This window comes from Kocuria dechangensis, assembly GCF_014636775.1.
Taxonomy (GTDB): Bacteria; Actinomycetota; Actinomycetes; order Actinomycetales; family Micrococcaceae; genus Kocuria; species Kocuria dechangensis.
The window spans coordinates 11,744-37,392 of sequence record NZ_BMEQ01000025.1; the positions used below are offsets into that span (position 1 = coordinate 11,744).

General features: G+C 73.1%; 24 protein-coding genes. 12 read left to right on the top strand and 12 right to left on the bottom strand.

Annotated features, from left to right (window positions below; translation table 11 throughout):
* Positions 1–159: 159 nt before the first annotated feature.
* Positions 160–1,053, top strand: a complete 894-nt coding sequence (locus tag IEW07_RS16765; RefSeq protein WP_188539337.1) for a LamG domain-containing protein — start codon at positions 160–162, stop codon at positions 1,051–1,053.
* Between the two features lie 60 nt (positions 1,054–1,113).
* On the opposite strand, the gene IEW07_RS16770 is transcribed toward IEW07_RS16765, so the two are convergent.
* Positions 1,114–2,598 carry an aldehyde dehydrogenase family protein gene (locus IEW07_RS16770; protein WP_188539339.1) on the bottom strand — a complete coding sequence of 495 codons (1,485 nt, stop codon included), beginning with the start codon at positions 2,596–2,598 and terminating at the stop codon, positions 1,114–1,116.
* A gap of 98 nt (positions 2,599–2,696) precedes the next feature.
* Complete coding sequence (locus tag IEW07_RS16775) at positions 2,697–3,797, bottom strand: NAD(P)-dependent alcohol dehydrogenase (protein WP_188539341.1); 1,101 nt, start codon at positions 3,795–3,797, stop codon at positions 2,697–2,699.
* 193 nt (positions 3,798–3,990) lie between these two features.
* Between IEW07_RS16775 and IEW07_RS16780 the strand changes: the two genes are divergently transcribed.
* Both IEW07_RS16780 and IEW07_RS16785 read left to right on the top strand, forming a co-directional pair.
* On the top strand, positions 3,991–4,917 hold the full coding sequence (locus IEW07_RS16780; RefSeq protein ID WP_188539343.1) for an AraC-like ligand-binding domain-containing protein: 927 nt from the start codon (positions 3,991–3,993) through the stop codon (positions 4,915–4,917).
* A gap of 4 nt (positions 4,918–4,921) precedes the next feature.
* Positions 4,922–5,959, top strand: a complete 1,038-nt coding sequence (locus IEW07_RS16785) for a Gfo/Idh/MocA family protein (RefSeq protein ID WP_188539345.1) — start codon at positions 4,922–4,924, stop codon at positions 5,957–5,959.
* 102 nt (positions 5,960–6,061) lie between these two features.
* Here IEW07_RS16785 and IEW07_RS16790 read toward each other — a convergent pair whose 3' ends face one another.
* Positions 6,062–7,525: a protein adenylyltransferase SelO gene (locus IEW07_RS16790; protein WP_188539347.1), complete on the bottom strand. Its 1,464-nt coding sequence runs from the start codon at positions 7,523–7,525 to the stop codon at positions 6,062–6,064.
* 107 nt (positions 7,526–7,632) lie between these two features.
* On the opposite strand from IEW07_RS16790, the gene IEW07_RS16795 reads away from it, so the two are divergent.
* Positions 7,633–7,905, top strand: coding sequence for a hypothetical protein (locus IEW07_RS16795; protein ID WP_188539349.1), 273 nt, complete (start codon positions 7,633–7,635; stop codon positions 7,903–7,905).
* A gap of 20 nt (positions 7,906–7,925) precedes the next feature.
* Here the strand turns inward: IEW07_RS16795 and IEW07_RS16800 are convergent, their stop codons facing one another.
* Positions 7,926–8,867 carry a LysR family transcriptional regulator gene (locus tag IEW07_RS16800; RefSeq protein WP_188539351.1) on the bottom strand — a complete coding sequence of 314 codons (942 nt, stop codon included), beginning with the start codon at positions 8,865–8,867 and terminating at the stop codon, positions 7,926–7,928.
* Positions 8,868–9,168: 301 nt separating this feature from the next.
* Between IEW07_RS16800 and IEW07_RS16805 the strand changes: the two genes are divergently transcribed.
* The 3 genes from IEW07_RS16805 to IEW07_RS16815 all read left to right on the top strand — a co-directional run bounded on the left by IEW07_RS16805 (position 9,169) and on the right by IEW07_RS16815 (position 11,847).
* Complete coding sequence (locus tag IEW07_RS16805; protein ID WP_188539353.1) at positions 9,169–9,354, top strand: ferredoxin; 186 nt, start codon at positions 9,169–9,171, stop codon at positions 9,352–9,354.
* Between the two features lie 11 nt (positions 9,355–9,365).
* On the top strand, positions 9,366–10,505 hold the full coding sequence (locus IEW07_RS16810; RefSeq protein WP_188539355.1) for an NAD(P)/FAD-dependent oxidoreductase: 1,140 nt from the start codon (positions 9,366–9,368) through the stop codon (positions 10,503–10,505).
* A 337-nt stretch (positions 10,506–10,842) separates the two neighbouring features.
* Positions 10,843–11,847: an MFS transporter gene (locus IEW07_RS16815; protein WP_229741929.1), complete on the top strand. Its 1,005-nt coding sequence runs from the start codon at positions 10,843–10,845 to the stop codon at positions 11,845–11,847.
* A gap of 121 nt (positions 11,848–11,968) precedes the next feature.
* Here IEW07_RS16815 and IEW07_RS16820 read toward each other — a convergent pair whose 3' ends face one another.
* Complete coding sequence (locus IEW07_RS16820) at positions 11,969–13,147, bottom strand: cytochrome P450 (RefSeq protein WP_188539357.1); 1,179 nt, start codon at positions 13,145–13,147, stop codon at positions 11,969–11,971.
* A gap of 257 nt (positions 13,148–13,404) precedes the next feature.
* On the bottom strand, positions 13,405–14,040 hold the full coding sequence (locus tag IEW07_RS16825) for a TetR/AcrR family transcriptional regulator (RefSeq protein ID WP_188539359.1): 636 nt from the start codon (positions 14,038–14,040) through the stop codon (positions 13,405–13,407).
* Positions 14,041–14,151: 111 nt separating this feature from the next.
* On the opposite strand from IEW07_RS16825, the gene IEW07_RS16830 reads away from it, so the two are divergent.
* On the top strand, positions 14,152–15,672 hold the full coding sequence (locus IEW07_RS16830) for a YhgE/Pip domain-containing protein (protein WP_188539361.1): 1,521 nt from the start codon (positions 14,152–14,154) through the stop codon (positions 15,670–15,672).
* 12 nt (positions 15,673–15,684) lie between these two features.
* On the opposite strand, the gene IEW07_RS16835 is transcribed toward IEW07_RS16830, so the two are convergent.
* The 3 genes from IEW07_RS16835 to IEW07_RS16845 all read right to left on the bottom strand — a co-directional run bounded on the left by IEW07_RS16835 (position 15,685) and on the right by IEW07_RS16845 (position 19,382).
* Positions 15,685–16,647, bottom strand: coding sequence for an intradiol ring-cleavage dioxygenase (locus tag IEW07_RS16835; RefSeq protein ID WP_188539363.1), 963 nt, complete (start codon positions 16,645–16,647; stop codon positions 15,685–15,687).
* A 153-nt stretch (positions 16,648–16,800) separates the two neighbouring features.
* Positions 16,801–18,432 (bottom strand): flavin-containing monooxygenase, encoded by a 1,632-nt coding sequence (locus IEW07_RS16840; protein ID WP_188539364.1) that lies wholly within the window; start codon positions 18,430–18,432, stop codon positions 16,801–16,803.
* Positions 18,432–19,382 (bottom strand): alpha/beta hydrolase, encoded by a 951-nt coding sequence (locus IEW07_RS16845; RefSeq protein WP_188539366.1) that lies wholly within the window; start codon positions 19,380–19,382, stop codon positions 18,432–18,434. The genes IEW07_RS16840 and IEW07_RS16845 overlap by 1 nt, the downstream gene beginning before the upstream one ends.
* A 219-nt stretch (positions 19,383–19,601) precedes the next feature.
* On the opposite strand from IEW07_RS16845, the gene IEW07_RS16850 reads away from it, so the two are divergent.
* Together IEW07_RS16850 and IEW07_RS16855 are read left to right on the top strand one after the other, a co-directional pair.
* Positions 19,602–20,282, top strand: a complete 681-nt coding sequence (locus IEW07_RS16850) for a GntR family transcriptional regulator (RefSeq protein ID WP_188539368.1) — start codon at positions 19,602–19,604, stop codon at positions 20,280–20,282.
* Positions 20,283–20,410: 128 nt separating this feature from the next.
* Positions 20,411–21,232 (top strand): alpha/beta fold hydrolase, encoded by an 822-nt coding sequence (locus tag IEW07_RS16855; RefSeq protein ID WP_229741926.1) that lies wholly within the window; start codon positions 20,411–20,413, stop codon positions 21,230–21,232.
* A 78-nt stretch (positions 21,233–21,310) separates the two neighbouring features.
* Here IEW07_RS16855 and IEW07_RS16860 read toward each other — a convergent pair whose 3' ends face one another.
* Positions 21,311–21,892, bottom strand: a complete 582-nt coding sequence (locus IEW07_RS16860; RefSeq protein ID WP_188539370.1) for a GNAT family N-acetyltransferase — start codon at positions 21,890–21,892, stop codon at positions 21,311–21,313.
* A 44-nt stretch (positions 21,893–21,936) separates the two neighbouring features.
* Here IEW07_RS16860 and IEW07_RS16865 point away from each other — a divergent pair, with 44 nt between their 5' ends.
* Both IEW07_RS16865 and IEW07_RS16870 read left to right on the top strand, forming a co-directional pair.
* Positions 21,937–22,581 carry a hypothetical protein gene (locus tag IEW07_RS16865; RefSeq protein WP_188539373.1) on the top strand — a complete coding sequence of 215 codons (645 nt, stop codon included), beginning with the start codon at positions 21,937–21,939 and terminating at the stop codon, positions 22,579–22,581.
* Positions 22,582–22,640: 59 nt separating this feature from the next.
* Complete coding sequence (locus IEW07_RS16870; protein WP_229741927.1) at positions 22,641–23,024, top strand: MmcQ/YjbR family DNA-binding protein; 384 nt, start codon at positions 22,641–22,643, stop codon at positions 23,022–23,024.
* Positions 23,025–23,112: 88 nt separating this feature from the next.
* On the opposite strand, the gene IEW07_RS16875 is transcribed toward IEW07_RS16870, so the two are convergent.
* Together IEW07_RS16875 and IEW07_RS16880 are read right to left on the bottom strand one after the other, a co-directional pair.
* Positions 23,113–23,772: a GntR family transcriptional regulator gene (locus IEW07_RS16875; RefSeq protein ID WP_188539375.1), complete on the bottom strand. Its 660-nt coding sequence runs from the start codon at positions 23,770–23,772 to the stop codon at positions 23,113–23,115.
* 241 nt (positions 23,773–24,013) lie between these two features.
* Positions 24,014–25,351 (bottom strand): MFS transporter, encoded by a 1,338-nt coding sequence (locus tag IEW07_RS16880; protein ID WP_188539377.1) that lies wholly within the window; start codon positions 25,349–25,351, stop codon positions 24,014–24,016.
* Positions 25,352–25,649: the final 298 nt, after the last annotated feature.

Sequence of the window (25,649 nt, forward strand, 5' to 3'; positions counted from 1 at the left end):
CCGCCCACCCTCCCCGGCCGCCGGGGCGCTCCCCCGAAGCCGTGCGGGACGCCCCGGCGCCGTCCTGCACAGCTGCACGGCCGGTGTCGTTGACCTCCTGATCCCCTCCGAGGCACGCTGGAGGCACGGGGGATGCGGGAGAAGGACGGGGGACGTGGCATGAGACCTCTTCATCTGGGAGGGCGGCGCGGTTCGGCGGCCCGGCACGTCGTGGCGGTGCTGTCCGTCCTCGCGCTCGGGCTCGTCGGCCTGCCGTCCGCGGAGGCGGGGCCCGCGGACCTCCGCACGTCAGCGGCACGGCACGTCTCCTACGACACCGTCGTGAGGGCCGACAGGCCCGCTGCCTACTGGGGCATGAGCACCCCCGGTGCCGGCACCGAGAAGGACCTCGCGAACAAGGGGAACGAGGGCCGCTACGTCGGGGCGCCCGCCCGGACGAGGCTGCCCAACGGCGACATCGCCGCGGACTTCGACGGCGCCACGCAGTACCTGCAGGCGCCCGACGCCGCGGGGCTCAGCCCCGCCACGCGCGGCGTCCTCACCGTCGAGGCCTGGATGCGTCCGGACACGCTCCAGTTCCGGCACGCGGAGGGCAGCGGATACGTGCACTGGATGGGCAAGGGGCAGACGGGAGAGCACGAGTACGTGGCGAGGATGTACTCCCTCCGCAACGACGAGAACCGCCCCAACCGCATCTCCGGCTATCTCTTCGACGCCTCGGGCGGAAAGGGCGCGGGGTCCTACTTCCAGGGCGGCGTCCAGAAGGGCGAGTGGATCCACTACGTGCTGGTGATCAACACCAGGGCGAAGAGCGAGAAGTATCCGAACGGCTACACGAAGATCTACCGGGACGGCGTCCTGAAGGCCCAGAACGATCTGAACTACCGCGGCACGGCCATCACGCCCACGCGGGGCGGCGCACCGTTCCGTGTGGGCACCCGGGATCTCAGCTCCTTCTTCGAGGGGGCCGTCGGCAAGGTCGCGATCTACGACAAGGAGCTGCCGGCCGAGCGCGTCGCGGCGCACCACCGCAGGATGATGACCGGCAGATGATCCGTGCGGCCGCCGGTCCCGGGCCCCCTCAACGACCGTGCCGGCGAGGGGGCCGGGGCCCTACTTGAGCAGGCGGACGGCGTGCTCCTCGACGTACTCCGCCATGCCCGCCTCGCCGAACTCGCGGCCGATGCCGGACTGCTTGATGCCGCCGAAGGGCATGCGCAGGTCCAGCGACTCGAAGGAGTGGGTGTTGACGAACGTGCTGCCGGCCTCGATGCGGCTCGCCACCGCCAGCCCGCGCGCGGGGTCCGCGGTCCACACCGAGGAGCCGAGCCCGTACTCGCTGTCGTTGGCCCAGCCGATCACCTGCTCCTCGTCGTCGTATGCGATCACCGGGATGATCGGGCCGAACTGCTCGCAGGAGCAGATCTCCGCGCCGTGCTGGGCGTCGCGCACCACGTGCGGGAGCACGTAGTAGCCGTCCCCCGCGTCGAGGCCCTCGGCCAGGCGCCCGAGCTCGACCACGTCCGCCCCGGAGGCCCTGGTGGTCCCGATGAGCCGGCGCACCTTCTCGTACTGGTCCTGCGTGGCCAGCGGCCCGAAGCTCACGCCCTCGGAGAGTCCGTGCCCGACGACGTACTCCCCGACCCTGGCGCACAGGGCGTCGACGAACGCGTCGTGCATCGACCGGGGCACGTAGATCCGCTTGACGGCGAAGCAGATCTGGCCGGAGCGGGTGAAGACCCCGGCGAGCATCCGGTCCAGGGTCGCCTCGATGTCGGCGTCGTCGAGCACGATCGCCGGGTCGTTGCCGCCCAGCTCCAGCGTGATGTTCTTGATCGACCCGGCGGCCGCGGCCATCACGTGGCGGGCGGTCCCGGTGCCGCCGGTGAAGCCGATCTTGCGCACCAGCGGGTGGGTGGTCAGCGCCTCGCCGACGTCGCCCTCGCCGTGGACGACGTTGATCACCCCGGCGGGCAGGACCTCGGCCATCCGCCGCAGGGCGGTGGTGAGCGCGGCGGAGGCGAACGGGGAGGGCTTCAGCACCAGCGTGTTGCCGGTGGCCAGCGCCGGGGCGAGCTTCATCATGGTCAGCACGATCGGCATGTTCCACGGCACGATCGCCGCCACCACCCCGCGGGGCACCTTCTCGACCCGGATGAAGCTCTGCTCGTCGTCGTGCTCGACCGGGGTGAAGAACTGCTCGGTCAGGCTCGCGGTGTGCTGGAGGACCCCGGCGCCCAGCGCGAAGTCGGTCCGGGCCTCCCACAGCACCCCGCCGTGCTCGCGCGCCAGCAGCGGGGCCAGCTCCTCCGCGCTGCCCGCCAGCACCTCGGCGGCCTCGAGCAGCCGGCTCGCCCGCTCCGCCGGCGCCACGGCACGCCAGGACAGATAGGCCTCGTGCGCGGCCTGCACGGCGCGGTCCACGTCGGCGGGCGTGCCCACGGCGATCCGGGCCACGACCTCGGACAGCCGCCCCGGGTCGCGGTGGTCCCGGAACGTGCCGCCGGTGGTCGTCCGTCCTGCGATCAGGTGGCCGATCTCCGGCGTGGTGGCGGAAGTGGTGTCAGCAGCGGTGGCGGTGGTGGTGGTGGGTGTCATGGGTGAGCTCCTGGGTCGGGTGGTCGCACGGCGTGCGGACGCCGTGGTGGGTGTCGCGGTGGACGCCGCAGCGGGTGCCGCGCCTGCTGGTCCGCGGGTCAGAAGAGGACGACCGGCTTCAGGGTGTCGCCGTTCTCGCTGTCCTCGAGGGCCTGGTTGATGTCGGCGAGCGGGTAGGTCCTCACGAGCTTGTCGAAGGGGAAGAGGCCGGCCCGGTAGAGGTGGATCAGCCGGGGGATGAACAGCTGCGGGTTCGAATCGCCCTCGATGACCATGCTGATGGTCTGCCCGGACAGGAGCTGGGTGCCGATGTCGATGGTCGACTCCGTGCCCAGCGCGCTGGCCCCCACCAGGGCGGCGCGGCCCCGGATGCCCATGCAGTCGGTCATGGTGCGGAACACGGGAGCGACCCCGGTGGTGTCCAGGGCGTACTGGGCGCCGCCTCCGGTGATCCTCCTGATCTGCTCCACCTGGTCGGCGGCCCGCCCGTCGACGGTGTGCGTGGCCCCGAGCTCCCGCGCCAGCTCGAGGCGGGAGGGGACGACGTCGACGGCGACGATGGTCGTGGCGTGGGCGACGACGGCGGCCATCACGGCGGAGAGTCCCACGGCGCCCGCGCCGAACACCACGATGTTCGACCCCGCCTCCGGGTCCAGGACGTTGAGCACAGCGCCGGCCCCGGTCTGGATGCCGCAGCCCAGCGGGCCCAGCAGCTCGAGCGGGGCGTCGTCGTCGACCTTCACGACGCTGCGCCGCGCCACGTTCGACACGGCGGCGAACGCCGACTGGCCGAAGAAGTGCGAGGAGACGGGCTCGCCGCCGTCCTGCGTGAAGGCGGTGCCGCCGTCCGGGCGGCGGCCGGCGAAGTTGTGCGCGTAGAAGTTCTCGCAGTACGCGGGGTGGCCGGAGAGGCAGGGCCGGCAGGCCCCGCAGCTGTTGAAGCTCAGCACGACCTTGTCGCCGGGGGCCAGATCGGTGACCCCGGCCCCCACGGACTCCACGACGCCGGCTCCCTCGTGGCCGAGGACGGCCGGCAGGGGCGTGGGATACCACTGGTCGCGCACGATGGCGTCCGTGTGGCACACCCCGCAGGCGGTCAGGCGGACCTGGACCTCACCGGGACGCGGCTCGTCCAGCTCCAGCTCCACGAGCTCGAAGGGGGCCTTCGGGGCGGTGGCGATGGCTGCGGCGACCTTCATGATGGGTGGCTCCTCGGATCGTGGGAGTGGTGGGCGGACATGCCGGGCGGGGCGGGCCGCCGTGACGCGGGCCCGGCCCCTGCCGGGGCACTTCCTATACTGTGATCCGCAGCACGCAGGGCGGGGTTGTCGGACCGCGACATCGGAGTTGTCCGTGGACGCCATCCCTGCCGGACACGAGGAGGTGCCGCCCATGACGGTGGGTCCCATCACCGACGCCTGGTACCACGGCATGGAGTCGACCTTCGGCGGGCTCCGGGTCACGCCCTCGGCCGCGTCCACCGGGCGGGCCACGGGAGCGTTCACCGCCACCGACCTCGGCGGCGTCCGGGTCTTCGGCATCTCGGGGACGCCGCAGCACCTCACCCTGTCGGCCGGTGCGGTGCGCCGCTCCGCGACGGAGTCGGTCAAGGTCTGCGCGGTGCACCGCGGGCAGTGCGTCATCGAGCAGGCGGGACGCGAGGTCGTGGTCAGGCCCGGCCAGTTCGCCGTGTACGACACCTCGGTGCCGTACCGGCTCTCGTGGCAGGGCGCCTGGGAGTGCGACGTGATGACGGCGCCCCCGTCGGCGCTCGGCGTGGCTCCGGCGGCGCTCAGCGAGGCAGGGGCGAGAGCGTGGCCCACCGCCACGGGGGCCGGCGCCATGCTGCTCCAGTTCATGGGCACGTGCCTGTCCATGCCGCAGCCCGGCGCCGCGGTCCGGGACCACCTGGCCTCCGCAGCCGCGTCGCTGCTCGCGGGGGCGGTCCTGAACGACGTCGGACCCGTGGCCGACGACGCGGAGGACCTCTTCCGCCGGCAGGTCGAGGCGTACGTCGGCCGTTCCCTGCAGCAGCCGGAGCTCGGTCCCGCGGAGGTCGCCGCCGCGCACCACGTGTCCGTCCGCACGATCCAGCGGCTGTTCGCCGGGACGGGCAAGGGCCTCAGCGGCCTCATCAGGCAGCGCCGTCTCGAGGCGGTGCGCCGGGACCTGGCCGAACCCCGGCTCGCGCATCTCACGATCGCGGAGGTGGCGGCCAGATGGTGCCTCCACGACGCGCAGTGGCTCGCCAAGGCCTTCAAGGCCGAGTTCGACGTCTCGCCCTCGGAGTTCCGCCGGTCCGCCGGTCGGCTATCGTGACCGCATGGTCGAACAGGAACCGGCCCGGGGGCTCACCGCCGGCCTGGTCGGATACGGCATGGCCGGACGCGACTTCCACGCGCCCCTGCTGCGGCAGGCCGGGTGCCGGGTCACCGACGTCGTCACCACCCGTCCCGCCCGGGTCGCCGGGGCGGCGGCCGACTGGCCCGACGCCCGGATCCACCGCGACCTGGCCGGGCTGCTCAGCGGCGACCGGCCCGACGTGCTGGTCGTCGCCTCGCCCACGGGCCGCCACGTCGAGCACGCGCTGGCCGCCCTGGAGGCGGGGGTGCCCGTGGTCGTGGACAAGCCGCTCGCGCTCGACCACGACGGCGCGGCGACCGTGGCGCGACGCGCCCAGGAGACCGGGACGCCGCTGACCGTCTTCCAGAACAGGCGGTGGGACAGCGAGCAGCTGACGCTGCGCCGTCTGCTCGCCGAGGAGCGGCTCGGCACGGTGCACCGGTTCGAGCGCCGGTGGGAGCGCTGGCGCCCGGTGCCGAAGGCCCGGTGGCGGGAGAACGCCGTCGGGGAGGGCGGCGGGCTGCTGCTCGACCTCGGTTCGCACCTCGTGGACGCCGCGATGCAGCTCTTCGGGCCCGTGGCCGCGGTGCGCGCCGAGCTGCGCGCGCTGACGACGCCCGCCGAGGACGACGTCTTCCTGGCGCTGGAGCACTCCTCGGGCACCATCAGCCACCTGTGGGCGGGCAGCCTGGTCGGCGCACCGGGCCCGCGCACCCGGGTCCTCGGCTCCGCCGGGGCCTTCCTGGTCACCGGCCACGACGACGCCCCCGGCCCCTTCGACGCCCTGGCCCCCGGAGAGGGCATGGCGGGGTGGCTGGTCCGCGGCTCCGAGGCCGCTCCCGTGGCGACCGCGCCCGGCGAGCACGCCGACTTCTACCGGGCGGTCGCCCGGTGGCTCCGCGAGGGCGGGGACGTTCCGGTGGACCCCTGGGACGCCGTGGCCACCGCGGCCGTGCTGGACGCGGCCCGGCGCAGCGCGCGCACGGGCGCATCCGAGGCACCGCACGAGGTGGCCTGACCCGTTCGTCCCCGGGCACCGGTCGGGCGGGTCGCCGCGCCCGGCCCCGGCCGCGCCCGGGGCGGTGCCGCTGCCGGGCCGAGCGTGCGGCGGAGCGGCGCCTCAGGTCCCGCAGTAGGTCCGGTAGGCGCCGAAGCCCTCGGGGGCGGGGGCGGCGTAGCGCTCCAGGCCCGGGCGCTGCTCGTACGGGGCGGTCACCGCGCCCAGCAGCCGTGCGAGCGGTTCGAGGTCCCCCTCGCCGGCGGCGGCGAGCGCTTCCTCGACGAGGTGGTTGCGGGGGATGTACACGGGGTTGACCCGGTCCATCGCCTCGGGGTCCGGGCCCAGGGCGCGCCAGCGCTCCGTCCAGGCGTCGAACGCCGGCAGGTCGAGGACCAGGGACCGTACGGCCCTGGCGTCGCCGTGGGCGGCCGCGCCGAGGCGGCGGAAGAAGGAGGTGTGGTCGACGCGGTCCGCCCGCAGGAGGGTGAGCAGCTCGTCGACCAGCGGCGCGGTGACGTCGTCGCCGAGGTCCTCGGGCAGGCCGAGCTTGGCCCGCATGCCGGCCGACCAGGCGGCGCTGTACTGCCCGGGGAACGCGTCGAGCGCCTCCTCCGCGAGCGCGAGCGCCCGGTCCTGGTCGTCGTGGAGGAGGGGCAGGAGGGCCTCGGCGAGCCGGGCGAGGTTCCACTGCGCCGCGACCGGCTGGTTGCCGTAGGCGTAGCGCCCGGCATGGTCGATGGAGCTGTAGACCGTGGCCGGGTCGAAGGCGTCCATGAAGGCGCACGGCCCGTAGTCGATGGTCTCGCCCGAGATCGTCATGTTGTCGGTGTTCATCACCCCGTGGACGAAGCCCACGAGCATCCACCGCGCCACCAGGCCCGCCTGGGCGGCGACCACCGCCTCGAACAGCGCGAGGTGCGGGTGCTCGGCGTCGGCGGCGCGGGGGTGGTGGCGGCTGATCGCGTGGTCGGCGAGTCGGCGCAGGAGGTCGGCGTCGCCCGTGGCCCGGGCGTACTGGAAGCTGCCCACGCGCAGGTGGCTGCTCGCGACCCGGGTGAGCACTGCTCCCGGCAGCAGGGTCTCGCGGCGCACGCTCCGCCCCGTGGCCACCACGGCGAGGGACCGCGTCGAGGGGATGCCCAGGGCGTGCATCGCCTCGCTCACGACGTACTCGCGCAGCATGGGCCCGACCACGGCCAGGCCGTCGCCGCCGCGTGCGAACGGGGTGCGCCCCGAGCCCTTGAGATGGACGTCCCGGAGCCGGCCCTCGGCGTCGACGACCTCCCCCAGCAGGAGGGCGCGGCCGTCGCCGAGGCGCGGGCTGTAGGCGCCGAACTGGTGGCCGGCGTAGGCCTGCGCCACCGGGGTGGCGCCCTCGGGGACCAGGTTGCCGACCAGCAGGCGCAGGCCGTCCGGGCTCCGCAGCGCCGCGGGGTCCAGGCCCAGCTCGGCGGCCAGCGGCTCGTTGAGCGCCAGCAGCCGCGGGTCCGGGACCTCCCCGGCCTGCCACGGCAGGGCCATCTCGGCGAGCTCCCGGGCGAAGCGGCCGTCGAGGGTGACGCGCGATGGGGGTGTGAGGCTCACGCCGTCCACGATACAGGGGGTGTCCTGGCCGGTGGGAGGCAGATCGTTCCTCCGTGCCCGTGCGGGCCGCCCCGGACTACGCTGGCAGGAGCAGGCGGAGGTGTCGGATGGACGATCGGACGATTGCCAGGACACAGGCCCGGTTGATGCGCACCGCGATGTCCAAGGCGGGTCTGGGAACGCACGAGCTGTGGCTGAGGTACGCGCACCTGGGCGGGGAGATCGGCGAGCTGGAGCTCGACGCCTACCTGCACCATGCCCTCTACCTCTCGCCCCGGCACCGGGACTGCCTCGCGCGGGCGGCCAACCAGCTGGCGCCGGGCAGCGGAGTCCCCTGCAGCCGTGACCTGCGCCCGGAGGAGTTCCCGCCCGACGGGTAGCCGCCCGGGCAGCGGCCGCCCTACAGCGACCGGGCGGCGTCGAGGAGGATCCCGCGCATCCAGGTCCTGAACCGGTCGTCGGCCAACCACGGGTTCCAGACCATGTCGATGCCCAGTCCCGGGATCGGGAAGGGGAAGTCCTCGAGGCGCAGGCCGAGGACGTCCTTCAGGGCGGTGGCGACCCGGTGCCGGTGGAGCCCCACCCCGCCCGATCCGGCCACCAGGTGCGGGACCAGCAGGTTGTCGTCCACCCGGTCGCGCACCGTGTACTGCACGCCCCGCTCGTCGAGAACGTCATAGGGGCGCAGCAGCCGCGGGGAGCCGTCGAAGACGACGTGCGGCAGCGTGGTCAGCAGCTCCTCGGCCGGGGTACCGGCAGGGGCACCGGCGGCGGTGATGACGACCCACCGGTCCTCGTAGAGCCGCTCGCGCGGGAAGGCCGAGGGGAAGCCCTCGGGGAGCAGGACCACGTCGATCCCCCCCTCGGTGAACACCGTGCTGGAGGCCATGCTCGCTGTCATGTCGGTGGTGCGCAGCCGCAGCACCGCGTTCGGCGCGTGCCGGGCCACCAGCCGTGCGATCGCGCCGCCGATGACGAAGGCGGTGCTGGTGGTCATCGCCACGGTGATCACCCGGCGGTCGACGGCAGGGTCGAAGGCGGTGGGCTGCACGAGGCGTGCGGTCTGCTGCAGTGTGGCCCGCAGCGGGGCGACGAGCTCCACGGCCCGCGGGGTGAGGGCCATGCCGCTGCCCTGGCGCACGATGAGCTCGTCCCCCAGCAGGCGCCGCATCCGGCGCAGCGCGTGGCTCATGGCCGGCTGGGACAGGCCGACCCGGGCCGCGGCCCGCGTCACCGACCGCTCCTCGAGGAGCGCCAGGAGCGGCACAAGCAGGTTGAGGTTGACCGAGGCCAGCTGGTTCAGTTCACCGTCCGTCGCGGTTCCGTCGTGCTCGTCAGCCATGGCGGGACGGGCTCCTGCCGTGCCCGGAGCCCAGGGCTCTCCCGCCGCGTGCCGGGGAGAGCCGCACCGGTGCCGCGGGGGTCGCCGTGCCGCCCACCAGATCGTGCGTCGAGTGAATCCATGTCACAGGCGGCATTCTACAGATGCATGCCCCCCGCCCTCGTGCCGGAATGCACTGCGTGCATTTCCTCGATGTGAATTATTCATTGGAAATACGCTCTGTGAGCTGTGACACTTCTGAGGACAGGGGTCGGCGAGGCCGTCCCCGCCCCGAACACACCGGAAGTCAGCGGAGGAAGACATGAAGATCACCCTGGACCGCCCGCGCTGCGAGGGCCACGGCCTGTGCGAGGAGGCCGCGCCGCAGCTGATGCACCTGGACGACGAGGGCGAGCTGGTCCTGGACGTCGAGGTCGTCGACGACGAGCTCGACGCCGCGAAGGCCGCCGTGCGCGTGTGCCCGGTCGCCGCGCTGCGGATCGCGTGAGGATACGACGGATGCAGCGCATCGTCGTCGTCGGCAACGGCATCGCCGGGCTGACCGCCTGCGACTCCCTGCGGGCCGCTGGGTTCGACGGGGAACTGACCGTGGTCGGCGAGGAGCACCATGCGCCCTACAGCCGCCCCGCCCTGTCCAAGGCGGCGCTGCTCGAGGGCGGGACCATGACCGCCCACCAGCTGCCCGCCCCCGAGCACGCCGCGACCGAGATCCTCGGCGTGGGCGCCACCGGACTGGACCCCGCACGCAAGCTCGTGCAGCTGGACGACGGCACGGAGGTGCCCTACGACGGTCTCGTCATCGCCACCGGCTCCCGGCCCAGGCGCCTGAGCACCGGCGAGCCCGCGGAGCTGACGCTGCGCACCCTGGAGGACGCGGCGGAGCTGCGCCGCCGGCTCGCCACCCGGCCGACGGTGATCGTCGTCGGCGGCGGTGCGCTGGGGATGGAGATCGCCTCCGGATGCCTGGACTCCGGGTGCGAGGTCACCCTCGTGGCCCCCGAGGCCCCGATGATCCACCAGCTGGGCCCGCACCTCTCCGAGGTGTTCACCACTGCCGCCCGGCGCGCCGGCCTGACCATCGTGCCCGCGCAGGCGGTGGGTGCATGGGAGGACGGCGGGCACTCACAGGTGGCCCTGGCCGACGGGTTCGTCCTCGACGCCGAACTGGTGATCAGCGCCGTGGGCGACGTCCCGAACGTCGAGTGGCTGGCCGGCAGCGGGCTGCTCACCAACGGCAGGCTCGAGGTCGACCACCGCGGGCGGCTCCGGCCCGACATCGTCGCCGCAGGCGACGTCGCGGCACTGCCGACCAGCCGCGGCATCCGCCGGATCCCGCTGTGGACCAGCGCCATCGAGCAGAGCAAGGTCGCCGCGGCCGCCCTCCTCCGGGGGGACGACGCCCCGGAGCTCGAGCTGGTGCCCTACTTCTGGACCGAACAGTTCGGCCTGACCCTCAAGGCCAGCGGGCACCTGCCCCTGGACGGGGCCCCCGAGGTCCTCGACGGCGATCCCCTCGACGGCTCGGCGCTGCTGCGGTGGGCCCCCGAGGACGGCTCGGGCACGGCGGTGGCGCTCAACCACCGGATCCCCGTGCCGCGGCTGCGGCGCCTGAGCACCCCGGCCCCCGCGGCCGCCTGACCTCCCGCACCCCCGGGTGCCTCCCGGACCGGCCCGGGGACCGCCTCCAGCGCTCCCCGGGCCGGTCCACGTCCACGCCGCCGGCACCGCGGCACAGAGGACGATCTCCGACGAAGGACGAGCACCGGACAGATGGCGACAGTTACTGCAGGCTCCTCCGGGTGGATCAACGATCCGAGAAGCCGGATTCCCGGGCCGGTGCTGGGAGCGGTGGGGTTCCTGTCGCTCTTCGACCGCTTCGGCACCGCGCCCATGCTGCTGCTGCTCGCCGACCGCACTCCCCTGTCGTTGAGCCAGTCCGTGGAGCTCATTTGCGGCCTACGCGCTGCTCTACGCCCTGGGACAGCCCGTCTGGGGCCTTCTCAGCGACCGATTCGGTCGCCTGACGGTGCTGCGCGTGGCTCTGGCCGGCGGGATGGTCGGCGGGGTGGCCAGCACCCTGTTCAGCACCTATCTGCCGCTGCTGCTGGCCCGGTCGTTCACCGGTCTGATGATCGGCGCGCTCTATCCCACCCTGCTGACCCTGCTGGGAGACTCCCGCACCGGGGTCGATCGGGCCCGGTCGCTGTCCGCGCTGCAGATCTACGCCTCCCTGGGCACCACCACCGCCACCCTGAGCGCCGGCACCATCGCCGCCCTGCTGGACTGGCGGCTGGTCTTCGGGCTCACCGCGCTGGGCTGTCTCGCCCTGCTGTGCGCCCTGCGCGGGGCCACCGCCGATGCTGCCGAGCAGCCCACCGCCGTGCTCCGCCAGGCGCTTTCGGCCTCCGCCCTGGGGGTCTACGCCCTGGCGGTGCTGATGGGAGCCGTGCTGATGGGCGTGCTGGCCTATATCGCTCCCGCCCTGCAGCACACCGGTGTCGGGGTGGGGGTCGCGGGGGTGCTGGCGGCCGGCTACGGGGTGGGCGTGATCTCCGGAGCCCACCTGATGCGGCGGCTGGTCCGCCGGTTCTTCCGCACCGGGCTCATCGCCACCGGCGGGACGGTCCTCGCCTGCGCCTGCGCCGTGTCCGCTCTCACCCTGACACCGCCGGTACTGGCGGTGACGGCGCTGCTGATCGGGGTCTCCAGCGCCGTCCTGAACGTGTCCGTGCAGGGCTGGGCCACCGAGGTGGCGCCCCGGGCGCGGGCCACCAGCGTGTCCCTGTTCGCGTGCTCGCTGTTCCTGGGCAGCTCGCTGAGCACCTTTCTCACCGCCGGCCTCGCCCAGCAGGGCCGCTACGGGCTGATCTTCTCGCTGGCTCTCCTCGCCAGCACTGCGTTGACCGTCGTGGCGGCACTGGGGCACGCGAGCTGGATGCGGCGGCCGGGCGCCGGAGGGCGGGGTCCCGGGGCCGCATGACGGCCCGCACCCGCTGCGGGGAGGCGTCGGCCCGGCGCCGGGCAGCACCACGACGGAGCCCGCCCCGAGGACTCGGGGCGGGCTCCTGGCACGCCGTGCGCTTCCGGACCGGCCGGCGGGGTCAGGCCGGGTCGACCTCCACCACGGGCAGCTTGTCGAGGCTGCGGGTCATGTTGTTGATCACGCGCTCGGGCTGCCCGACCTCGTACCGGCGCACCCGGCGGGCCAGGGCGCCGATCACGGCGAACGCCTCCAGCCGGGCGAGGCCCTGGCCCGCGCAGCCGTGCACCCCGTAGCCGAACGACAGGTGGTCGGCCGGGTTCCGCCGCACCTGGAAGGCGTCGGGGTTCTCGTAGTGGCGCGGGTCCCGGTTGCCGGAGCCCAGGAGCACGGCGACCCGGGAGCCGGCGGGGATCAGGGTCCCGTCCACCTCGACGTCCTCCTTCACGAGCCGGCCCCAGGTGTTCACGGGGGGCTCGTAGCGCAGCACCTCGTTGAACGCCGCGGAGATCAGCGACGGGTCCTGGCGCACGAGGTCGAACTGCTCGGGGTGGGCCGCGAACTGGGCGATGGCGTTGCCGATCGAGGCGATCGTGGTGTCCATGCCGGCTGCGACGTACTGGTGGATGATCATCCCGCAGGTCTCGTGCGGGATCTCGCCACGGTCGGCGGCGTCGAAGATCGCCCGGCCCATGCTGCCCTCGGTCAGGTCCTCGGCCCGCACCCCGTGCGCCCACCCGAACAGCTCCCCGGCGACCGGGAAGTTCTCCGCCGTGCGCGGGTTCATCGGGCCCAGCACGTTGAACGCCGCCTCGCCCCAGCGCAGGATGTTCTCCCGGGGCTCGCCCTGCACGCCGATGAGGTCGGCGACGACCTGCAGGGGCAGCGCGCGGGCGAGGTCGTCCATCGCGTCGAAGGACCCCTTCTCCACGAGGGCCGCCACCTTGGCGTCGGCCTTGGCGTCGATCTCGCCCTTGAGCCTGCGCAGCGCCCGCGGCGAGAGGTTCTCCGAGAGCACGGCGCGCATCTTCTGATGGTCCGGCGGGTCGGTCGTCAGGGTGGTCCCGACCAGCACCTCGTTCATCCGGTCGTTGAAGGCGATCTTGTTGGAGGAGAAGACTGCCCAGTTCGCCATGGCGTCGCGGATGGTGTCGTAGCGCGTGAGCGCCCAGATTCCGTTCGCGTCCATCCGCACCACCGAGGACTTCTCGCGCAGTTCGGCGAAGTGGGGATAGGGGTCCAGCAGGACCTCGTCGGAGAAGAGATCGAGATCGGAAGAGACCAGCGTGTCCACGCTCATCGGGCACCTCATGTCATAGCTCGGGATTCACCAGGGCGGGGAGGCCCGCGCCTTGACCGGTGGGCGCCGTGGGCCCGCCACGAGCAGGCGGAGAGGATCCCCTCCGCCGGCCGTCGAGTCCGTCACGGCACCGGTGGTCCCATTCAAGGTGATCCAGCACACATACGACAAGTGAATACTTTGCATGCTGAGCATGCAGCTCACACATACTGTGGCTGGTCTGCGGTCACCGGCGGGCACACCCCCCGCTGGCGCGTTCAGTCCCGGACCCGGGGCCGGGTGAAGGCCGGCCAGACGGCGGGCACCAGGTCGGGGCCGGCGGGAGCGGGCCCCGGGTCCGCGACCTGCTCGTTGAGCCGCCCGTCGTAGGCCGCCAGCAGCAGGTGGGCCAGGTCGGAGGCCTCTACGGTGAGGACCAGCTCGTGGTGGCCGGCCACCCGCTCGAGAGCCTCCGTGACCGCGGCGGTCAGGGCGGCGCGCTGCTCGAGCACCACGGACCGCACGCGGGGCGCGCGACGGGCGGCCAGCAGCAGCTCGAGGCGCACGGAGTGCCAGGTGGTGTCGGAGGTGAAGTCCGCCATGCCCTCGACGACGCGCCCCACCACCGTGGCGGCGGGCTCATCGGCCGCCAGCCAGTTCTCGAGCTGCTCGTCGAGCCGGGCGGTCAGCTGCCGGACGTGGTCCTCGTACATCGCCAGGGCCAGCTCCGTCTTGGACGCGAAGTTGCTGTAGAAGGCACCCCGGCTGAAGCCGGCCGCGGCGCACAGCTCCTCGACGCTGGCGCCGTCGATGCCCTTCTCGGCGAGGACGGCCGCGGAGGTGTCCAGGAGCCTGGCCCGGGTGGAGGCCCGCGAGCGCTTGGTGCGCCGCGCGTCGGCCGCGGGGACGTCCATGGTGAGCCTCATCTCGTGCCTCGGTGCAGTCACCTTCCATGCACCAGTGTATCGTCACCCCCAGACGTCGATACACGCGTGTATCCACATGGTTCCCCGGAAGGCTTCCCCGTGTCCGCACCCGCTCCCCTGCCTCCTCACCGCCCGGCCCATGCGGGGCGCCCCTCCCCCTACCGGGCGGTGGGGTTCTGGCTGCTGCCCGCCCTCGTGGTGCTGCTGCTGGCCGCCGCCGGCACCGGGCTGTACATGGGCGGCCTGGCCGACCCGACGGCGCACCTGAAGGACTTCCCCGTCGCGGTCGTCAACCAGGACGCCGGTGCCCGGGTGCCGGACAGGAACGGGAGCGCCGAGGTGCAGAACCTGGGCGGGCAGATCGTCGACGGCTTCGTCGAGGAGGCCGCCGAGGGCGAGGAGCTGGACCTGCGGGTGCTCTCCTGGGAGCAGGCCCGGCAGCAGCTCGAGACCGGGCAGGTCTACGCCGCCGTGGTCGTCCCGGAGACCTTCTCCGCCGACGCCGCCGGCCTGGTGGCCGGAGCCCTGACCCAGGAGGACACCGCGCGCCCGGCGGTGACCGTCTACACCGACCCGAAGGCCGGGGCCCTGGCCACCCGCCTCGCCACCGGGGCGGTCGAGCCGGGGCTCGCCCGGGCCGGCGCCGCCCTCGGCGAGCAGCTCACCGCTGCCGCCCGGGACGCCGAGGACCGGGCCCGCGCGCAGGTCGAACAGCAGCTGGCCGCCGACCAGGCCGAGCAGTCCCGCCGGACGCAGCAGGCCGCCGACCGGGCCGGGCCCGCCACCGCCGCCTTCGCCCGGCAGCTGGCCGGCCGAAAGCAGGACACCCCCGCCCAGCTGGCCGAGCAGCTCGCGCCCCGGGTCAGCGCGGCCTCCGCCGTGCTGCTGGCCGACCCGGTCCAGGTGACCACCACGGCCCACCAGGAGCTGGAGGAGGGCACGGCCCTGGGCATGGGCGCCTTCTACTACGCGATCCTGCTGCTCGTGCTCGGCCTGACCGGGTCCATCGGCGTCAGCGTGCTGGTCGACGGCCGCCTGGGCATCGCCCCGCTGGAGATCGGCGCGCGCTTCCGGCTGGAGGCCCCCACCACGCCGTCGCGCCCGGTGACGTTCCTGCTCAAGTGGGGCCTGTTCGTCGCCGCCGCCGCCCCCGCGGCCGGTGTGGTGATGTGGGTCGCCCACGCCGCAGGCGTGCCCCTGCCCCACGGGCAGGTGCTGTTCCTGACCAGCTGGCTGGCCATGGCCGCGGTCTCGGCGGCGGTCTTCGCCCTGCTCACCGTCTTCGGCAGCGCCGGCATGCTGCTGGCCATGCTCTACCTGGTCCTGATGGGCCTGCCGTCGGCCGGAGCGGTCGTGCCCCTGGAGGCCCTGCCCGGTTTCTTCCGCGCCATCGCCCCCGCCGAGCCGCTGCACCACGTCGCCGTGGCCGTCCGCTCCGTGCTCTACTTCGACGCCCGGCCCGACGCCGGACTGCGCACCGGCGCCGTCGCGCTGGCCGGGATCCTCGTGGCCTCCGTGCTCACCGCCCTGGTCGTCGGGGTCGTCTACGACCGGAGGTCGGGCCGCCGCGGCGAGGGCGCGCCGCCGGCGCCGGTGCCCGCGCCGGCCGCCGCCGGGTGACCTGCCCGGGCGTCAGCCGGCCGGGGGCGGCCCTGCCGGAGCGCCCCCGCCGGTGGGCGCCGTGGTGGTGTCCACCCCCGCGGTCAGCGTGACGGTGTAGCCGTCGGAGACGCTGCCGGTGACGGTGCCCAGCTGGCCGGCGCCGCTGTCCTCGCCGAAGACGTTGTCGCCGGCCAGGGTGACCTGGGCGAGGGTGGCGACCGAGGACTCGTAGCCGCTGGTGGCGTAGACGGCCTCGCAGACGTGCCGGGGCAGGGCGACCTGTGAGGTCGCGATCGCACTGGTGGAGTCGGTGATGGCGGCCTCGTCCGGGTAGACCTCGAAGTGGATGTGCGGCCACCGCCCGGTGTAGCAGGCCGGGAAGATGCTGGTGAAGCGCACCTTCCCGTCGCTGTCGGCGATCTGCACCCCGCGCAGGTAGTTCTGGTCGGTGATCCCCTGCGAGTACATGGAGTAGCCGCCCTCCCGGTCGCAGTGCCAGACGTAGACGGCCACCCCCTCGAAGGGCACCCCGCCGCCGGCCAGGTCGAAGACGTTGAGCTCCAGCGTCATGGGCACGCCCCCGGCGGTCCCGGTGGCCTCCCCGAAGCTGGAGCGGATGTCGCCGCGCACGATCCCGCTCTGCTCCAGCACGTCCGGCCCGTTGGACCCGTCCCCCGGGTAGGGTCCGGCGGTCTCGTCGGGGATCTCCTCCACCGCGGCCGCCACGGCCGACGCCGTCGGGGAGGCCGAGGCGGACGGGGAGGCCGACGACGCGCCGGCGCTCGCACCGGTGGAGGCGCCCGGACCGCCGGCGCCGCAGGCGGCCAGACCGACCGTCGTGGCGCCGAGGCCGAAGACCGCCAGCATCCGCCGCCGGTTCATCAGGGTCCCGATGTCGAACCCCAGCCCCTGGTCGACCACCTCCTCCTGGGGACGGGGCAGGGGACGGCCCTCGTAGCTCAGGACCTGGTCGTGCTGGGCGTCGTGCTTCATCTGTTCTCCACCTCGGTGCTCCTGGTTGTCCGCCCCCTGAGACTAGGGACGGCTCTTTGAGAGGAGGCTGAAGCACGGCCCGGACCCGACGGCGCCACCGCGGCCGCCCCGGGCGGGGTGGTGGCGGCGGCGCCGTCGGTCAGCGGGCGGCCGTCAGGCCACGCTGAAGCCCTCGTACTGCCGTGCGGCGACCTCGTCGCACTTGTCCCGGTAGGCGCCCACCCCGCCGACGTAGGGCATGAACACCCGGGGCTTGCCGGGCACGTTGGCGCCCAGGTACCAGGAGTTCGCCTGCGGGAAGAGCGTCGTGTCCGCGGCGTCGTTGACGTGCTGGACCCAGGCGTCCTCCGCCTCGGGCGAGGCCTCGCTGCACGAGTGCCCGCGCTCCTCGAGGTAGCGGATGTGGTCGGTGATCCAGTCGACGTGCTGCTCGATGGAGGTGACCATGTTGCTCAGCACCGACGGGCTGCCGGGCCCGGTGACCATGAACAGGTTCGGGAAGCCCGCGGTGGCCACCCCCAGGTAGGTGCGGGGGCCGGCGGACCACTTCTCGGCCAGCGTCGTCCCGCCCGTCCCGGTGATCTGCATCTTCAGCAGCGCACCGGTCATCGCGTCGAAGCCTGTGGCGAAGACGATGGCGTCGAACGCGTAGTCGGCGGCGGTCGTGCTGAGGCCGGCCTCGGTGAGCCGGGCGATGGGCGCGCTGCGGACGTCGACCAGGGTGACGTTGTCCCGGTTGAAGGTCGCGTAGTAGTCGGTGTCCACGCAGATCCGCTTCGTCCCGACCGGGTGGTCGTAGGGCTTGAGCAGCTCCGCCACCGCGGGATCCTCGACGATCTCGTCGATGCGCTCCCTGATGTACTGGGCCACGACGTCGTTGGCCTCCCTGCTCACGGCCAGGTCGGAGAAGCACTGCCCGAGCCGGAAGCCTCCCAGCGTCCAGTGCTCCTCGAGCACCTGCCGCTGCTCCTCCGGCGCGGTCTCCAGCGCGGAGGCCGTGCTCGGCGGGAACGGCAGCCCGGTCGGGGTGCGCCGGGCCAGCTCCCGCAGCCGTGGGTAGTCGGCCTTGATCCGCCGCCACTCCTCCGGGTCCAGGGGCTGGTTGCGGGCCGGGACGCTGAAGTTGGGCGTGCGCTGGAAGACCGTCAGGTGCTCGGCCTGCCCGGCGATGACGGGGATCGACTGGATGCCCGAGGACCCCGTGCCGATCACCGCGACCCGCTTGCCGGTGAAGTCCACGCCCTCGTGGGGCCATGAGCCCGTGTGGTAGACCTCGCCCGCGAAGGCGTCCAGGCCCTCGAAGTCGGGGACCCTGCCCGCGGAGAGGCAGCCGGTGGCCATGACGCAGTACTTGGCCCGCACACTGCGCTGCGTCCCGTCGGCGGTCGAGCGCACGATGACGTCCCACCGGTGGCGGGCCTCGTCGTAGGCGGCGGAGACCACCTCGGTGTCCAGCTCGATGTCCCGCCGCAGGTCGAACCGGTCCGCCACGTGGTTGAGGTAGCGCAGGATCTCGGGCTGGGCGGGATAGCGCTCGGTCCACTCCCACTCCTGCTCGAGCTCGGGCGAGAACGAGTAGGAGTAGTACGGGCTCTCCACGTCGCAGCGCGCGCCCGGGTAGCGGTTCCAGTACCACGTGCCGCCCACTCCGTCCCCGCGCTCGAAGACGGCGCAGGACATGCCCTGCCCGCGGAGCCTGTGGAGCAGGTAGAGCCCGGAGAACCCGGCTCCGACGACGACGACGTCGACGTCGATCTCCGCGCGTGCCTGTGCCTGTGCCGTCATCACCGGGTCACCTGCTCCAGGTCGGCGCTGATGGCCTCGACCACGAAGTCCAGCGCCTCGGCGCTGGCGGGCAGGACGTTGACCATGGAGAAGAAGCCGTGCATCTGCCCGTCCCAGCGGCGGTGGTGGACCTCCACCCCGGCCTCCTCGAGCTGGGCGGCGTAGGCCTCGCCCTCGTCGCGCAGGACGTCGTGGGCGGCGGTGATGATCAGGGCCGGCGGGAGCCCGGAGAGGTCGTCGGCGTGCAGCGGGGACGCCTCCGGGTGGGTGCGCTGCTCGGGGTCGGGGACGTACTGGTCCCAGAACCAGGCCATGAACTCGGTGGTCAGCAGCGTCTGGTTCTCGGCCTCCAGGTAGGAGGGGCGGGTGAGGTCCGCGTCCGTGACGGGGTAGACGAGGACCTGCCGGGCGATCGACGGGCCACCGTTCTCCCGCGCCCGCAGGGCCATGACGGCGGAGAGGTTCCCGCCGGCGCTGTCGCCGCCGACGATCAGCGGCACCTGCGCGCCGGCGATCTCCCCCAGGTGCTCGGCCGTCCAGGTCAGGGCGGTCCAGGAGTCCTCCACGGCGGCGGGGAAGGGGTGCTCCGGGGCCTTGCGGTAGTTGACCAGCACCACTGCGCACCCGGACTTCTCGGCGAGCTGGCGGCCGAGGGTGTCGTAGCCGTCGATGTCCTGGACCACCCAGCCCCCGCCGTGGAGGTAGACGAAGACGCCCACCGGGGACTGCCGGGGCACGTGCACCCGGACCTCGAAGCTGCCGCCGTCGAAGGCCGTGAGCGTGTGGTCCTCGGTGCGGGCCATCTCGGGACCCGTGCCGAACAGGTCCTTCATGGCGGCGGCGGTGGCACGGGCCTCCGGCGGGCTCATCTCCCACATGGGTCTTGCGTCGGGGCCTGCGGCCTCGGCGGAGGCGGCAAGGAAGGCGATGGTGGCTTGGTCCAGGGACATGTCGGGTCTCCTCGTCGAGGTGCTGACTTCCACACCTGCACCGTCGAGTGATGCAGGTCACATGACCGTAAACTGCAGAATGCATTTTTACGAGAGGGGAGCGGAACATTTCTTCCTCCCCCTCGCTACGCTGGAGCAGGCGTCCCGGGACCACCGGGGCGCACGACCCTGCCGGGCGGAGGCGCCGCTCGCGCCCGGGACCGGGCGGAGAGGAGTGGCGTGGTGGAGTTCGAGGCCCCGATGACCCGGCGGGAAGCCGTGGCGCGGCACCTGCGCGAGGAGATCCTCTCGGGCGCCCTCGCCCCGGGCGCGCCGATCCGGGACGCGGAGATCGCGGCGCGGCTGCAGGTCAGCATCACCCCCGTCCGCGAGGCCATCACCGAGCTGCTCGGGGAGGGGCTGGTCTCCGGCGCCGCGAACAAGCGCCGGCACGTGGCCGTCCTGACACAGCGCCAGGCGATCGACCTCATGGACGTCCTCGGGATCGTCACCGTGGCCGCGCTCGAACGAGCCGTCCCGCACCTCGACGGCGGACGGCTGGACGAGCTCTCGGCCGCGATCACCCGGTTCACCCAGGAGGCGGGCAGGCACCGCCTCGACGAGGCGCGCGCCGGGCTGATCGGGTCCATCCGGGTGCTCCTGGAGGCCGCGGGCAACGAGGAGCTGAGCACCATGACGGAGCAGGTCATGCTGCGCTCCCTGCGGCGGATCACGCTCTACCCCTCCGCGCACCTGATCCCTCTGTGGGTCGCCGCCTGGCAGGACGCGCTGCGGCTCCTGCGAGCGGGTGAGGGCGACGCGGCCGTGGTCCGGCTGCGGACGTTCTTCGCGGAGCTGGTCGCGCGCATGCACCAGGACCGTCCCCCCGAGGCCGTGGTGGCCCCGAAGCGCCCGGCCTGACCGCCCCGGCGTGATCCGGAGTCCTGCGGGGGCGGCGTGATCGTCCAGCACGTTCCGCCTCCTGCCGTGGGACCCGGCATATCCTCGTCGTGGACATCCCGACCGCGCCGAGGCCAGGAGAGACTGCTGTGACCGCTCAGCACACCGCCACACCGCCCCTCCCCCGCACCGGGTACGCCCCGGTCAGCGGCCTGCGGATGTACTACGAGATCCACGGGTCCGGCGGGACGCCGCTGCTGCTGCTGCACGGCGGGCTGTTCAACATCGACCTGCAGTTCGTCGCCCTGCTCCCCGGCCTGGCCGCAGACCGCCAGGTCATCGCCGCGGACTTCCAGGGCCACGGGCGCACCCAGGACATCGAGCGGCCGCTGACCAGCGCGCACCTGGCCTCCGACGTCGTGGGCCTGCTGCACCACCTGGGCGTGGGACAGGTGGACGTCTTCGGCTTCAGCGTCGGCGGTGCCGTCGCGCTGCACCTGGCGATCCACCAGCCCCGTCTGGTCCGGAAGCTGATCGTCTCCTCCGCCTCCTTCCACCCCGACGGGGACCGCACGGAGAACGCCGAGGCCGTGGAAGACATGACCGTCGACATGATCGCCGGCACCCCCATGGAGCAGGACTATCGGGCCAAGTCCCCGCACCCGGAGCGGCTGCAGGAGCTGCTCGACAAGCTCGGGTCCTTCGACCGCGGCTTCACGGGCTGGTCCGAGGACCAGGTCCGGGGGATCGCCGCTCCGACCCTGATCACCGTGGGCGACTGCGACGCCGTCCGCCTGGACCACGCCGTGCGGTTCCTCCAGCTGCGCGGCGGGGACGTGAACGGCGACTTCGTCGGGGTGCCCGAGTCGCAGCTGGCGGTGCTCCCCGGCACCACCCACTTCTTCGGGCTCGCCCGCACCGATCTGGTCCTGCCCGTCGTCCTGGCCTTCCTGGGCGCGGCGGACGCGTGATCCCGGGGGATCTGACCCGGGCGTGCTCCTGCTGCCCGCGGTGGTGACGGGTCCGTCTCGAGGCCTGGGGCTGCGCGTTCAGCCGAGCTCCAGGCGCATCAGCACCCGGGGCGTGCCGGCGGAGACCGCGGCGGTGTCGGCGGCCTTGGTGAAGCCGGCCTTCTCGAACATCGAGCGGGTGCCGACGTAGGCCATGATCGCGTCGATGCGCCGGCCCTGGTTGTCGACCGGGTAGCCCTCGATCGCCGGTGCGCCGTGGGCCCGGGCGAAGTCCACCGCCCCGTGCAGCAGGGCCTGGGCGGTGCCCTGCCTGCGATGTCCCGCCCGGACGCGGAAGCACCAGACGCTCCACACCGGGCGGTCGTCCAGTAGGGGGATCCGCGCGCCGGTGGCGAAGGCGTGCAGCTGTGAGCGCGGGGCCACCCCCGCCCAGCCGGCGACCTCCCCGTCCCGGTAGGCCAGGACGCCCGGCGGGATCGGCTGGGCGCACAGCCGCCTGACGTACTCGGGCCGCTCGTGGGCCCCGAGCTGCCGGTTCTCCCGGGAGCTCAGCCGGTAGGTCAGGCACCAGCAGGCCACCGTGTCGGGGTTCTTCGGGGCCAGGATCGTGGCCAGGTCCTCGAAGCGGTCGGCGGTGGCGGGATGAACCTCGACGGTCATGGCAGGAACGCTAGCAGCACCGGCGAAGGACAGGCCGGGAACAGGTGCCCGCTGAGCCGGACGGCGGCCACCACCGGGCGCGACCCGATGCCCCGGACGTCCGTGCCGGCCTGCTCGTCATGATGGCCGCCGCGGTGGAGCGGGCCGTGCGGCCCGTGCTGGAATGGGACCCACCAGCCGTCGACGAGCAGGCCCTTGCGGTCGTCGTCGTCGTCCGACGCTCCGGAAGAGGCGAGGGGCCCGTCATGAAGTCCACGGCACGTCGACGCACACGCCCCTCCCCCGGGGTGCCGCCACCGGCATCCCGGCGGGCCGGGGTGTGGGCCGGCCGGGCGGTGGGGCTCTACTTCACCGGCGCCGCGGTCCTCAACGCGGTGCACACGGTGCGCGTCGCCCACCGGACCATGGCCTGGTTCCGCGACAGCGCGTGGCTGCCGCCCTACCGGCCCGTGCTGGGTGCGCTGGAGCGGATCGCTCCGGCCGTCGTGCTGGGGACGGCCGCGTTCGAGGCCGTGGTGGGCTACCACCTGCTGCGGGGCCGCAGGGTGGCAGGGGCGCTGCGCTGGGCCCAGGCGTGGGCGCTGGGCCTGTGCCCGGCGCTGCCCTGGCCCTACTGGGTGCCCAACGCGGTGTCCGCGGCGGTCTTCGAAGCCGTCCGGCGCGACGTCACCAGGCACCGGCCGGCCTGATGCCGGCGTTCCTGCCGCCCCTGTGCCACCCTGGAACGGTGGGAGGACAGCAGGTGCCCGTGGACGGATCGAGGCTGCAGGAGATCGCCATGCGCACCGCGGCCGGTCTGCCGGCCGCGGCCCGCAGCTACCCCTTCGGGCCCGAGCACGACGTGTTCAAGGTGGCCGGCAAGATCTTCCTGATGGCCACCGAAGCACCCGGGGAGCAGATCGTGACGCTCAAGTGCGAGCCCCCGCACGGGCTGGCGCTGCGCCAGGAGTTCCCCACCATCACCCCCGGCTACCACATGAACAAGCAGCACTGGATCTCCGTCGCCGCCGGACCCGGCATCACCGGGCAGCTCGTGGAGGAACTGGTGCTCAACGCCTACGAGCTCGTCGTCGACGCCCTGCCCGAGCACCACCGCCCCCTCCTCCGCCCCGCGAGGCCTCCGCGCGGATGAGGCCGGTCGCCGACGAGCCAGGATGTCGGGACCGTCCCGCCCCGACGGCGGCCGGGGCCCACGGGGCTGCGCGTTCGTCGCCGGGCGGTCAGGAGACGAGGTTGGTGGCGGCTTCGTCCATGTGGGAGAGCATGTAGTCCGCGGCCGCGGCGGCGTCTCCGGCCGCGATGACGTCGACGATGGCGGTGTGCCGGTCCACGCGCATGTTCCCCACGGCCCGCTCCATGCCGGCCCACATGAAGGACATGCGGATCGACCCCTCGAGGGCCTTCCACGAGTGCAGGAGCATGGCGTTGCCGGTGAGCTGGCACAGGGTGCGGTGGAAGTTCAGGTCGGCCTCGATGCGCTCCTCGAGCGTGTCGTCGACGGCCTCGTCCATGGCCCGCACCGCCTTCCGCAGGGTGGCCACGGCCGCGTCACGGTCCTCCGCCTGGCTCAGGGTCCGGACCGCCAGGGACTCCAGCGCGGCCCGCACGGCGAAGATGTCGAGGATCTCCTTGGCGTCCAGGCTGCGCACGGACAGCCGGCCGCGGGCGCCCGCGGAGATGAGCCCCTCCTGCTGGAGCTGACGCATGGCCTCGCGCAGGGTCCCGCGGCTGATCTGCAGCTGCTCGGACAGCTCCGTCTCCACCAGGTGGGTGCCGGGCGGCAGCTCGCCGGTGGTGATGGCACGCCGCAGGGCCGACAGTGCCTGCTGGCGCAGGTTCACCTTGGCGAGGCCTGCCAGGGCTGCTGGCTGAGTGGTCATCGGCGTCGTCCTTCGAAGTGGGAGGCATGGGCATCTGCGGCAGTGTCCCGATCATACGCGCCGGTTAACCGTCGACGAAGGACCGTCAGCGTATCCGGCTCCTCGACCCCCGCCACCCGGCTCCTGCGGCGCACCCGCCGGGCAGCAGGCACGGGCGTGGCCCGGTCCCGTGCGGGGACCGGGCCACGCCCGCTCGTGCCCGTCGCCGGCCCCGGGGTCGGAGCCGGCGACCGCACGCCGCTCACGCACCGACGGGCATCGGCTCCTTCTCGGCGGCCTCGTCCGCGAGGCGTCGCTCCCTCGGCCCCCAGGTCTCGCGGGTGAGCAGGGCCGCGATCAGGCCGATCACCGCGTAGGCGGAGAACAGCAGGGCCGGGCCCGTCCAGCCCAGCTGGATGAAGAGCAGGGTGGTGATGAAGGGGGTGAACCCGGAGACCATGGCCGAGATCTGGTAGGCCAGCGAGGCCCCGGAGGAGCGGGTGTTCGCCTGGAAGAGCTCGGGGAACCAGGCCCCCTGGGCCCCGGCCAGGGAGTTCTGGCACACCGCGTAGGCGATGACGATGGTGGCGACCACGGCCAGGAACACCCCGGTGTTGGCCAGCAGGAACATCGGGATGCCGAAGGCGGCCGCGAAGGCGCAGGAGGCGATGTAGAGCGGTCGGCGGCCGATCCGGTCGGTCAGCCGCGCCCAGGCCATGGTGGCGAAGATCCCGATCGCCGAGGCCACGCACAGCGCGGTGAGCGTCTCGGTCTTGGTGGCCAGCTCGGCGGTGTGCAGGTAGGAGATCATGTAGGTCACCGACACGGCGTAGCCGGCCGTCTCCGCCACCCGCAGGCAGATGCCGCGCACAATGTTGCGCCAGTCGTCCCTGATCACCTGCACGATCGGGTTCTTCACGATGTCGCCGTGGTCCTTGACGTCGTCGAAGACCGGGGACTCCGGGACCTTGGAGCGGATGATCAGGCCCACGACCACCAGCACGATGGAGGCCAGGAACGGGATGCGCCAGGCCAGGCTCCCCTCCAGGTTCGCGCTGGCCAGGAAGACGAGGTTGGCCAGCAGCAGCCCGACGGGGAAGCCGGCCTGGACGATGCCCGTGAACCTGCCCTTGGCCTTCCAGGGGGCGTGCTCGTAGCTCATCAGGATCGCCCCGCCCCACTCGGCGCCGAAGGCCAGACCCTGGACCACGCGCACCACGACCAGCAGGATCGGGGCCACGATGCCGACCTGGGCGTAGGTGGGCAGCAGGCCGATGAGGAAGGTGGCCAGGCCCATGACGATCAGCGAGGTCACCAGGACCGGCTTGCGCCCGACCTTGTCGCCGAGATGCCCGCCGATCACCCCGCCCAGGGGGCGGGCGGCGAAGCCCACGCCCAGAGTGGCGAAGGAGGCCAGCGTGGCGGTCACCGGATCGGCTCCCGGGAAGAACGCCGGGCCGAAGTAGAGGGCGGCGGCGGTGCCGAAACCGATGAAGTCGTAGGTCTCGATGACCGCGCCCACACCGGAGCCGACGGCCACGCGCTTGGCGTCCTTGGTTCCGTGCACGTGGCCGCGCATCTGGAGAGCTTCAGTGCTCATGATCAACCCTTCGGATGTTGACTGTTAACAACGAATACCCCCAGTGTGAGTCGCGCCACACGCACTGTCAACAGTCAGCAGTCAGGTGTTCCACTGCTCCCATCGTCCTCTTCTCGCAGGCACCGGGGCACCCTCTTGCCAGCAGCCGAGGTGACCTGCTTCACTGTTGACTGTCAACCTTGAGGAGTCCGGTTCGCCGGACCTCCTCCCGCCGCGGGCCCCGCCCGTGACACGCCCCCGGATCGGCGCGAGCCGGCCGGGCAGGAAGGCACTCGTGCGTCTCGACCGGCACGACGAC